The 9,583-nt window shown below is 60.7% G+C and carries 4 protein-coding genes; all 4 read left to right on the top strand.

Translation table 11 applies throughout. The annotated features are described in order from the left end of the window. Window positions 1-240: 240 nt before the first annotated feature. The 4 genes from I2G43_RS01025 (at window position 241) to I2G43_RS01040 (ending at window position 9,336) form a co-directional block, all read left to right on the top strand. Window positions 241-2,112 carry an ABC transporter ATP-binding protein gene (locus I2G43_RS01025; protein ID WP_195534762.1) on the top strand — a complete coding sequence of 624 codons (1,872 nt, stop codon included), beginning with the start codon at window positions 241-243 and terminating at the stop codon, window positions 2,110-2,112. Beyond that, window positions 2,113-3,972 carry an ABC transporter ATP-binding protein gene (locus tag I2G43_RS01030; RefSeq protein ID WP_195534763.1) on the top strand — a complete coding sequence of 620 codons (1,860 nt, stop codon included), beginning with the start codon at window positions 2,113-2,115 and terminating at the stop codon, window positions 3,970-3,972. 111 nt (window positions 3,973-4,083) lie between these two features. Continuing rightward, entirely contained in the window at window positions 4,084-4,635 is a 552-nt protein-coding gene (gene bilS / locus I2G43_RS01035; RefSeq protein WP_195534764.1) for a flavodoxin family protein BilS, read from the top strand. Between the two features lie 612 nt (window positions 4,636-5,247). Next, on the top strand, window positions 5,248-9,336 hold the full coding sequence (locus I2G43_RS01040) for a fibronectin type III domain-containing protein (protein ID WP_195534765.1): 4,089 nt from the start codon (window positions 5,248-5,250) through the stop codon (window positions 9,334-9,336). Window positions 9,337-9,583 lie beyond the last annotated feature (247 nt).

The following is a 9,583-nucleotide window of genomic DNA, read 5'->3' on the forward strand; positions in this document are numbered from 1 at the left end:
TCGTCTTGCTCTTCTTGCGAGAATGTCGTTCATCTCGGCACCTCATTTCAAGGGTTGGCGACTCACTTGGTAGCACTAACGTAAGTATACCAAGCGGTCGACCCGCCGCTGGCTGGGCATGCGCGTTTGTCTCTCTGGAAACGAGCCCCGTTAGAAATGTTGAGTTGTTTACGCATGCTCTGGGGCGGCAGTACTATCATGGTTCGAATTGAGTGTGAATGATGATAGGGAGCGCCTTTTATGATTGAGCTGCTCAGGCGTTTTGGCGGTAAGTTTCGCCGGTATATGGTGATTGGTCCTGCGTGCAAGCTGATCGAAGTGATCTTTGACCTGCTGACGCCGCTCGTGATTGCGCAGATGATCGACAAGGGTATCGGCGCGCACGACGTCAACGCCGTCGTCCACTACGGCATGTTGCTTGGTGCCATGGCCGTGATCGGCATCTCATTTACGCTCGTCTGCCAAAAGATGGCGGCGCTCACCTCGCAGGGCATGGGTACCGACATCCGCGGCGCGCTCTACGGGCACATCAATAAGCTGAGCTATGCTGAGCTCGATCGCTTTGGCACGCCGTCGCTCATCACCCGCATCACCAACGATGTCAACCAGGTGCAGCTTGCCGTGGCGCTGGGCGTGCGCATGCTCATCCGCTGGCCCTTCTTGGCGGTGGGCTCTATGTGCGCGGCCCTTGCCATCGACCTTAAGCTCGGCATCATCTTTTTGATCTGCACGCCCGCCATCGGCCTGGTGTTTTGGTTTGTCATGGCGCGCTGCATTCCGTACTACAAGCAGCTGCAGGCAAAGCTCGACCGCATTGCGCTCATTTGCCGCGAGGGGCTTTCGGGCGCTCGCGTGGTTCGCGCCTTCGTGCGCGAGGACCACGAGCGCGAGCGCTTTGCCCAAGCCGCCGATGACCAGGCGCATGTTGCCATCGCGGTGGGCAAGCTCTCCTCGATTCTCAACCCTGTCACGTTTCTCGTGATGAACCTGGGCGTGTGCGCCATCCTGTGGGTGGGCGGCATCCAGGTCAACGTGGGCGAGCTCACGCAGGGCCAGGTCATGGCGTTTGTGAACTACATGACGCAGACCCTCACCTCCATCGTGTACGTCGCCAACCTGGTCGTGGTCTTTACCAAGGCGAGCGCCAGCGCGTCGCGTATCAACGAGGTGCTCAACTGCGCGCCGAGCATTACCGACGAGGGCAACGAGCCGGTCGCTCTGCCCGAGCCGAGTGCGATGGGCGACACCGCTTTGGTCCCCGCGCTGAGCTTGAGCCACGCGAGCTTCTCCTTTGGCGCGGGCGCTGCCAACGCCGTTAATGATGTGACCCTGGAGCTGCCGCTGGGCAAAACGCTTGGCATCATCGGCGGCACGGGCAGCGGCAAGTCGACGCTCGTCTCGCTCATTCCACGCCTGTACGACGCGGGCGTCGGCAGCGTAAGCGTGATGGGTACCGACGTGCGCTCTTGGCCGCTCGACCAGCTGCGCCATGTGGTCGCGACCGTTCCGCAGCGCGCGTCGCTCGTGAGCGGCACGATTCGCAGCAACCTGACCTGGCGCGACGAGTCCGCGACCGACGAGGAGCTCTGGGCGGCACTCGATATGGCGCAGGCCAGCGAGTTCGTGCGCAACAAGCCGCAGGGCCTGGATGCCCCGGTCGAAGCGGGCGGCAAGAACTTCAGCGGCGGTCAGCGCCAGCGCCTGACTATTGCGCGTGCCCTGGTGGGCTCGCCGCAGATCCTGATTATGGACGACTCCGCCTCGGCGCTCGACTTTAAGACCGACGCGGCCCTTCGCCATGCCATTCGCGAGCGCAGCGTGCGCGGCGCCGCCGAGGGCGGGCTGCCGCTGACGACCGTCATCGTGAGCCAGCGCGTCTCGACTGTGCGCGATGCCGACATGATCTGCGTGCTCGACCACGGCTCGGTCGCGGGCCTGGGCACGCATGACGAGCTGTACGCAAGCTGCCAGCTCTACCGCGAAATCTGCCAGTCGCAGCTCCGCCGCGAGGAGCTTGAGGGCCAGCAAGGGAGCGCGGCGCCCGCGTCCGCCCCAAGTCCCGCGTCCGCCCCGACTGCCCCTGCATCCACCTGCGCAAAGGAGGGCTGCTAGATGAATCCGTATACTTCTTCCGGTTCGGTCGCCACAATGACGGCCAATGTGTCCGGCAACGATAACCTTAACGACCTGGGCGATGGCCCGCGCCAGCCCGGCGACCCCGAGCGCTATCCCGTGGGCGCGGTAACCCGTCGCCTGATGGGCTACGTGCGTCCGCACCGCATTTCGTTTGCGGCGTCGTTTGTGAGCGCTGCCATCTCGGTGATCTTGCAGCTCTACACGCCCATCCTCATCGGCGAAGGCATCGACCTCATCGTTGCCGCCGGGCAGGTGGACTTCGATGCGCTGTTGCCGCTTGTCACCAAGCTTGCGCTGGTCGTGGTTGGCGCTGCGGCGTTCCAGTGGCTGCAGGGCTACTGCGTCAACCGCCTGTCCTACGAGACGGTGCGCGACATGCGCGTGGAGGCGAGCGACAAGCTCAGCCGCATGCCGCTCAGCTTTATCGACAGCCATGCCCACGGCGACCTCATGAGCCGTGTGGTCAACGATGTCGACCAGGTGGGCGACGGCCTGCTGCAGGGCTTCACGCAGCTCTTTACCGGCATCATCACCATCGTGGGCACGCTTGCGTTTATGCTGTCCATCAACCTGACCATGACGCTCGTGGTGGTGCTTGTCACGCCGCTTTCCATCTTTGCGGCCGGCGCCATCGCCAAGCTCTCCAACAAGAGCTTTACGGCTCAGCAGCGCATTCAGGGCCAGCTCGGCGGCCATATCGAGGAGTATGTGGGCGAGCAAAAGCTCGTGGACGCTTTCGCCTATGGCCCGAACGCGCAGCAGCGCTTCGATGCCCTCAACGCCGAGCTCTACACGGCGGGCGAGCGCGCGCAGTTTATGGGTTCGCTCTCTAACCCCGGCACGCGCTTTATCAACAACATCATCTACGCTGTGGTCGCCGTGATCGGCTGCGTGGGCGTGATCACGGGCGTGCCCGCGGCGCTCACGGTGGGCGGCGTGCAGATCTTCCTGTCCTACGCTAACCAGTACACCAAGCCGTTCAACGAGGTCACCAACGTCATTACGCAAATCCAGACGGCCTATGCCTCAGCGCGCCGTATGTTCGCGCTGCTCGATGCCCGCGAGCAGGAGCCCGACGCCGTGGATGCCATTGAGCTCGCCGCTCCGAAGGGCGAGGTCGCCTTTGAGCATGTGGACTTTAGCTACGTGCCCGATCGCAAGCTGCTGCAGAACATCTGCATCGACGCCAAGCCCGGCATGCGCTTTGCCCTGGTCGGTCCCACGGGCTGCGGCAAGACGACACTTATCAACCTGCTGCTGCGCTTTTACGATATCGATGCCGGGCGCATCGTGGTCGATGGGCATTCCTCGCGCGACTACACGCGTGAGAGCCTGCGCCGCGCCTTTGGCATGGTGCTGCAGGACACGTGGCTGTTCGAGGGCACGGTGGCCCAGAACATTGCCTACGGTTGCCCCGACGCCACGCGCGAGCAGATTATCGAGGCCGCCAAGCGCGCGCACGCACACAAGTTTATCGTGCAGCTGCCAGGCGGCTACGACACGGTGATTGGCGAGGACGGCGGCACGTTTAGCCAGGGTCAAAAACAGCTGCTGTGCATCGCGCGCGTCATGCTCACCGACCCGGCGATTCTGCTGCTGGACGAGGCCACGTCGAGCATCGATACGCGTACCGAGCTGCAGGTGCAGGCGGCATTCGACGAGCTCATGGCCGGCCGCACGAGCTTTGTCGTGGCGCACCGCCTGTCGACGATCCGAAATGCCGACTGCATCCTAGTGATGCGCGGCGGGCAGATTATCGAGCGTGGCACGCACGACGAGCTGCTAGCGGCAGGCGGCTTCTACGCCGAGCTCTACCGCAGCCAGTTTGCCCAGTGAGAGCTGCCGATTGGCGGCAGATGGTTTACATCTGCGTCGTTAGTACTAAGATATTCATCTAATAAATTGCATTAGTGGCTTTAGTTTTGGGGGAAACGAGGCAACGTGACTATGACGTGCTCTTTGGTGGTTAACAGCAAGAGCGGTAATACCAGGATGGTTTCGGGCGCGATCAAGCGCGCTCTGCAGGCTGCGGGTGTTGAGTTTATCCACGCCGCGGCGTTGAGCGACGATGCGGATGCAGATCAAGTTGCCCGCGAGGCGCAGGGTGCCTGCGCAGCCGACACGGTACTCGTCGGTTTTTGGTGCGACAAGGGTGCATGCACGCCTTCGGTCGCGGCGCTGCTCTCCGCCCTGCACGGCAAGCGCGTTTTCCTCTTTGGTACCTGCGGCTTTGGTGCCGACCAGAGCTATTATCAGCAGATTATCGATCGCGTGACCTCCAATTTGGCCGATGATGCCGAGCTCGTGGGCTGGGCCATGTGTCAAGGCAAGATGGGTCCCGCGGTCAAGCAGCGCTACGAGGCCATGCTCGAGCAAGATCCCGACAACGCGCGCTTTAAGATGCTGCTCGACAACTGGGTCGCCGCAAAGGATCATCCCACCAAAGAAGACCTCGAGGACATGTCTGCCGCCGCCAAGAAGGCCGTGCTGGGGGAGTAGCTCCCATCGCTGACGGCGGTCGGTTCATCTTTCTAAATGCAACGTCCTCCCGGGCGTCGGGGCACGAAGTTCCCTGCTCTACAGTCCTGCGCAAGACGAAGGCCACATTAAGTGGCCTTCTTTGCGCGCGGAACTCGCGATGAGCTTCGTGCCCCGTCGTCCGGGAGGGCGCCTCTTTATTGATGGGAGGCCTGATAGGTCGATGGTTCCGTGCCCGGATGCGTCCAAAGTGGGACGGGCTTTCCGGATGGGCAGGCTTTCGGAAAATGCGTCCCGGAATTTGCCTTTGGAATGGGACGTAGTTTCCCGTTGAGGTGCTTTGCGGAAAGTGCGTCCCACTCTGGGCGTTCGAAGTGGGACACACTTTCCCAAAGGCGCTCCAACGGGAAATTGCATCCCGTTATTCGGTCAAGAAACGGGATTTTCCCAATGAGAGCAAAACCGGAAAATACATCCCAGAAATGGCCTTTGAGCTGGGATAAGATTTCCGCGGCATCTCGGATTCTCAAAAATGAGACACGCCGTTGGCGAAAATGAGACACGTGATATCGGGCGTCGGACGTATCATTTGCAAAAATGAGTCCACTCCACTCGAGTAAAGCGAGGTCCCTCATGTACGTTCCACATCCCCGTATCCGTAGGCTGTCGAAAATCCCGCTTGCCGGGACGGCGGCGCTTGCTGCGTTGATCGCAACGAGCGTCGCCTGTTTCACGGCGGCTCCCAACGTCGCCCAGGCGGCCGACACGCCTGAGATCACCGATATGACCGAGCAGGACTATAGCGATTTGGGCCTGGGCACGAGCGAGGACATTCCGGCCGATACCGTTGGCCCCTATTCCACCGATACCCCCACGACGTTTGCCACGCGCAGCGAGGTCTATATGGCAGCTAACGGCAGCCATGGCAATCGCTACACTCTGCGCGACAAGCTCGAGAACGTCGAGCGCGGCGATATTGGCGGCAGCAGCAAACTCACCGATGGCTATGGAAGTGTGTGGGGCGCCGCAAAGTTCTGGCAAAACGTCAACAATTTCGATACGAACAGCGACCTCTACAAGCACAGCGATTATGGCGGCGGCACCTGGTCGTATCTGAGCAACAATGAGTCCTCAACAGTGCTCGCCAACGACAACAACGGCTTCTCGGGCATTCACGCCACAAGCGTTGAGTTCTGCAGCGATGCCACCACGGGCAAAAAGAGCCGCGTTGCCGAGCTTCGCGCCTATGGTGACAGCTCGTCCACGACGATCGACGGCAAGTCGTACGCCGGAAAGGTTGAGCTGGTCCTCTATTCGTTTAGCAACGGGCGCACGCGCAGCCTTGATACGCGCCTGCCGGTGACGGTCAACACCAATATGATGGACGGAGGCCGTTTTAAGTATCTGAACGCCGGCTACCTGCAAGAGCACGACGCCGTCTTTGATGTCGAGGCGGGCGATGTCGATGGTGACGGCGTGGACGAGCTTTTTGTCTATGCGGGCTGCTATGTCGACGAGAGCGGCGTGCGTAAGGCTGTAGTCGATATGTACGACCTGGAGGGCGGCAACTGGAGGCAGAGTGTCGTCAAAATCGACGCCGGTAACGCCGCGGACTACACCACGCACAACGAGGGCGGGAACGACTCTTGGACGCAGCTGCAGTCAGCTCCTGTCGTTTCGCTGGCTGCCGGAGACCTCGACCGGGATTTTTGCGATGACCTCGCCATCGTGGTCTCGGCACCCTACGGCAAGAAGAATATCGCCAAGTCGACGCATTGCGAGCTGTTCTCGTGGGATGCATCCAAGGGTGCACTCGTCCATGTCGATGCTCTGGGTGACGCGGGCGCAATCTCCCTCTCCTCGAACGGCAAGACCATGGTCGCTGCGAATGCGACGTTCGGCACGTTTGCCGCCTACGATGAAGAAGGAAAGAAGACGGGTGAAACCGTCACGGGCCTTATTCTTGCGGGCTATGACTGGCAACGCAGCGCTTTTGATTACGACGCCTATGACGGCAGCAAGGGACTGTACGGCGCGCTGTACCGCTACGCGTATTTTGACTCGGAGTCTGGCGAGTTCAAACTATCCGATTGCAAGGAATACAGAGACGGGCTCCTTGCCTCCTATGGACTGATGCATGTGCCCAGCAGCGCATGGAAGGATAGTGCTCAGGATAAGCGCTATCCGTGCACCTTGGCGCCTATTGCCCTTGCCACTGCCAACCTTGACGGTCTGTCTGAGCAGCCGGCGGTCGACGAGGTGCTCGTGGGCGGCGATGTGTTCCGCGACTTTGCCTGCAACACGGCGCAGAGCGGGGCCCAGGGCTTGGGTTCCATGGTCGGAACCATGAGCATGAGCGGCCAGCAATACAACAGTAGCAACAAGCATGACCACAAGGGTATCGAGCAGGTGTGGATCAGCGACGTTAAGGCGGGCAGCGTCTCGGGTTCGGACCGCTATAACGAGAGCTTTATCGCCGTAGTGGGCAAGCACCGCGACGAGGACCTGCGCAAGAACGATGATTACTATTGGATGACCGCCTCGCATTTTTCGCTCGACGAGAACGGAAAGGTACGCCGCGGCGAGGAGCAGGTGATTAGCGAGAGCAACCGTCGCGGCACTACCTACGGCACGTTTATCTCGCTCGCGCTGCCCGATGTCGACAACGACAGCGTCAAGATCACGTACAAGGACCGCTATAAGGTCTATACCAACCCGCGCGTGCTTGCCGTGCTGCAGGATGCGCCCTATGTTGAGGACCTGGAGCAGGCATACGGCTATCTGGTGCTGGGTGGTACGTCATACGGAGAGGGAAAGGGCACGGGGGAAACCCAGGGCTATACCATCGGTGCCGAGTTGGGCGTTGCCGTCGAGGTACAGACCGGTCCGCCCCTGGTGGCGATTAATGCTTCAGTCGATTTTGCCGCCGAGGGATGCTATGACTACCGGAGCGAGCGCACAGTGAGCGCCAGCGTAAGTTATGAGTCGCATGCCGGCGAAGGCGACAAGGCCGTGCTCTACACGATTCCGATGGTCTATTACGAGTACGAGATCGAAAATGAGGAAACTGGTGGCAAGGGCGTGATGGCGGCGCCCGTGTCGCTCGGCGCGCAGACCTCGGTCGTTAATGTCGAGGCCTATGACCGCATTGCCAAACAGCACAACATGACGCCGCTCAGCTACTTTTTGACCAACCGGTCGGGAGAACCCGACAGCTATTACACGGCGCTCAACGGCACGACTCCCGTGCAAGATTCCTTTGGTCTGGGCAAGCCCGGCGTGACGCGCGCCTACACGCACGATGGGTTTAACGGCGCCGTCGCGCAGTCGGGAGCGAGTATTGAGCAGACCATCGAAGTCGAGGAGGGCGAGGAGCAGGAGTTTGAGTACGGCTTTACGCTGAACGGCAGCGTTGTCATGGGCGCGAAGCTTGCAAAGCACGAGTTATTTGGCGGCCTGTGCTTTGGTGCCAACGCCGGCTTTACTACGGGTAACTCCTCGAGTGAATCGACCGAATACGGCGGCACCGTCGACAACCTGCCCGAGGCCGCGAAGGATAAGTACGGCTTTGCGTGGCGCCTGGGCGTCAACGCGGTGGATGTCGACAAGTTCGAGGCAGACTCGGGCGACAAGCTCGGCACCAAGGACACCGACCAGTTCTGGATCGTGGGCTATGAGGTTAAGGACGTCGAGATGCCCGACGCGCCGGCCGTGACGGGCTTTACGGCAAACGCCGTCGATTCGACCAGCGTTACGTTTAGCTGGGACGATGTACTCGCAAACAAGAGTGGCTTTAGCTACGGCGTGGGCATGCTGCAGAGCAATGCGGCGGATGCGGTCGTCAATAGCTGGAAGATTGCCGACAACACGCAGACCTCGCTCAAGTGGGATGGGCTGCAGCCCAATACGGAGTATCGATTCGCCATCGCCGCCGTTAAGAATGGATCCACGACCGAAACAGGTATTCGCTCGGCAATCATCACGGTCAAGACCATGCCCGATGGCATGACGATGACCGTGAGCGGACCTGCGGCGGATGCTGCGGAGGGGTCGGATCTTGGATACGACTCTTCGGTTGAGCGCACGGCGGGAAGCCACCTGACGCTCTCGGCGATTGGCCATGTGAAGCAACTCGGTGCCGACGATAGCGAAACAGGGCTGGCACCGACCTATATGTGGTACCGCAAGGGCCGCGGCGAGACAGAGTTTAAGCTCGTGGGTGCCGATGGCAACCTCGCGGCTGGAACGGCCTCAAAACTCGAGATTGACCTGACCGCAGACGATGACGGTGCGCAGTATTACTGCCACGTGGGATACAACGACGTGGGCCTCGACACCGGCACGACGCTCGTGAATATCGAGGCCGAGGAGACGGCGCCCACAACGGTGAACGCCACCCCGATCCGCACGCGCCGCCTGTTCTCACAGGCAAGTGCGGGCGCCAAGAAGTTCCTGGACCATACGCTGGTAAACACCGCCGGCCCAACCGATTCCGAAGGCTCAAAGGACCCCGAGACTCCTGAGACCCCGACGAACCCGGACAAGCCCAAGTCCGACAACGGAGCTAAGACCGACACCAAGGTCAAGACTACGACCACAGCGAAGAACCTCGCAAACACCGGCGACCAAACGTTCGCCATGGTCGCCACCGCAGCTGCAGCGGGCGCAACGCTCGTAGTGATAGCCCTCATCATGCTAATCAAACGTCGCAAGACCCACTAGCACCCAGTCGAACATATCGACAAAGTAAAACCCGGGTAGCCAAACAACTTGCTACCCGGGTTTTCTCTATATTAGAAATCAGAGTCTTCAAGGCAAGAGCCCGATTCAACCAGAGACACTCCGAATACTCCCCACGACAAGCCGTGCTTCAACAACAAGGCGTCTGCCCGGGCGGCGCGGAATGTAAGGTTCATCGCGAGTTCCGCACGAGCCGGAGAGCACTTAATGTGCTCTCCGTGCGAGCAGG

The organism is Collinsella aerofaciens (assembly GCF_015557435.1).
In the GTDB taxonomy this organism is placed as follows: Bacteria; Actinomycetota; Coriobacteriia; order Coriobacteriales; family Coriobacteriaceae; genus Collinsella; species Collinsella aerofaciens_Z.

What these genes read in the sequence shown, in the direction of transcription:
- I2G43_RS01030 (WP_195534763.1), top strand. Translation starts at nt 2,113, where the DNA reads ATGAATCCGTATACTTCTTCCGGTTCGGTCGCCACAATGACGGCCAAT.
- I2G43_RS01040 (WP_195534765.1), top strand. Translation starts at nt 5,248, where the DNA reads ATGTACGTTCCACATCCCCGTATCCGTAGGCTGTCGAAAATCCCGCTT.
- bilS (WP_195534764.1), top strand. Translation starts at nt 4,084, where the DNA reads ATGACGTGCTCTTTGGTGGTTAACAGCAAGAGCGGTAATACCAGGATG.
- I2G43_RS01025 (WP_195534762.1), top strand. Translation starts at nt 241, where the DNA reads ATGATTGAGCTGCTCAGGCGTTTTGGCGGTAAGTTTCGCCGGTATATG.